We start from the raw sequence: 1,551 nt of genomic DNA, 5'->3' as shown, positions 1-1,551 counted from the left end.
CGGCGGCGGCGGCCTGTTGGGCCTGGTCCAGCGCCTGGTCCTGCTCTTCCGCGGCCGGACCCGAGCACGCGCCCAGCAACACGAGCGAGAAAGTGGCGGCAATCAGCGCGGCGGAGCGGCGCGTCGTGGACGGAAACTGCATCGGAACTCCAGAACGTTGTTGGACGTCCCCAGCATATCGTCTGCGTCCGGATGTGTACTGTCGCGCTGCAAAACGGCGGGTCATCCGCAGCGCAGCGCGGTGATGTTGTTGGTGGGGCCGATCTCGATGGTCAGATGGTCACCGCCAGCGCTGGCACCCACGTTGGCGTCATTGCGCCCACGCTGCCCGCGGACCACGCTGACGCCCAGGCTGTCGCTGTCCACGCGTGCGCGTTCCACCGTTCCCGGTGCCGCCGCCAGGCCCGCTGCGCCGCGCACGCTATCGGTGTGGCATTGCCCGGAAATCACCCCGTCGATCGGTTCCACCGACGCGACCGGGGTGCTGCTGCAGGCGCTGAGCGCCATCGCACTGATGCCGACGACAACAAGGATGCGGGACATGTTCGACTCCGGATGTGGCAGTTGCCTACAGCCTGCCGCCGCTGGCGTAAGCGGTTGATGAAAAGCCCGGCGGTGCTGTTCCGCAGATGGCTCCTCGGGCCCGCACACAGGCCGGCGTTGCGGGGCATTCGCGACTCGAACGTAGGCATGCGGACGCCCCGGTTGGCGGTCACCTGACAAAGGACTGCTGCGCTGCCGATAATCGGGCCTTCACTTCCGGAGATGGCGATGTCAGCGCAGGAACGCTGCCGGGTACTGGTACTGGGCGGCTATGGCCACTTCGGAGCACGCATCGTGCGCGCCCTTGCGATCACGCCGGGTATCACGGTGATCGCCGCAGGTCGCAATCCGGCGCAGGCTGCCGCGCGTCTGCCAGGAGTGGATCTGGCGAACATCGAGCTGTGCCGATTGGATACTGCGGCTGCGGATTTTGCAGCGACGCTTGCCGGCACGCACGCGGACCTGGTCATCCACACCGCCGGGCCGTTCCAGGGGCAGGGCTACGACGTGGCGCAGGCCTGCCTGCGGGCCGGCATGCACTACATCGATCTGGCCGATGGCCGTGAGTTTGTCGCCGGCTTTCCCGGGCAACTGGACGCGCTTGCACAGCGGATGCAGTGCTGCGCGATCACTGGCGCAAGCACGTTGCCGGCGCTGTCCAGTGCGGTGGTGGATGCGTTGGCGCCGCAGTTCGAACAGCTGCACAGCATCGACATGGTGATCGCGCCGGCGCAGGCCACGCCGCTGGGCATCGCCACGGTGCGCGCGGTGTTGTCCTATTGCGGCAGGCCGTTCGACTGCTGGATCGATGGGCGCTGGCAGACCCGTATCGGGTGGGCCAAGCCGCAGCCGGTGCGCTTCGCGCGCATCGGCCCGTGTCTGGCCTCGCCCTGCGATGTGCCCGACCACACCTTGCTGGTGCAGCGCTATCCGGGCGTGGCGACGGTGCGTTTTCGTGCCGCGCTGGAACTGCCGTTGCTGTCGCGCTGTCTGGCCGCGCTGGCGTGG

General features: G+C 68.1%; 2 protein-coding genes. One reads left to right on the top strand and one right to left on the bottom strand.

The window, feature by feature from the left end; translation table 11 throughout:
* Positions 1–222 precede the first annotated feature (222 nt).
* On the bottom strand, positions 223–543 hold the full coding sequence (locus JCM9942_RS15660) for a hypothetical protein (RefSeq protein WP_054660784.1): 321 nt from the start codon (positions 541–543) through the stop codon (positions 223–225).
* 228 nt (positions 544–771) lie between these two features.
* On the opposite strand from JCM9942_RS15660, the gene JCM9942_RS15655 reads away from it, so the two are divergent.
* Positions 772–1,551 (top strand): saccharopine dehydrogenase NADP-binding domain-containing protein (locus JCM9942_RS15655; protein WP_054660786.1); only part of this gene is annotated, 780 nt, incomplete at its 3' end.

The organism is Stenotrophomonas pictorum JCM 9942 (assembly GCF_001310775.1).
GTDB classification, from domain to species: Bacteria; Pseudomonadota; Gammaproteobacteria; order Xanthomonadales; family Xanthomonadaceae; genus Stenotrophomonas; species Stenotrophomonas pictorum.
Note: the sequence above shows the minus strand (reverse complement) of the source record. Positions and strands in the feature narration are given on the sequence as shown.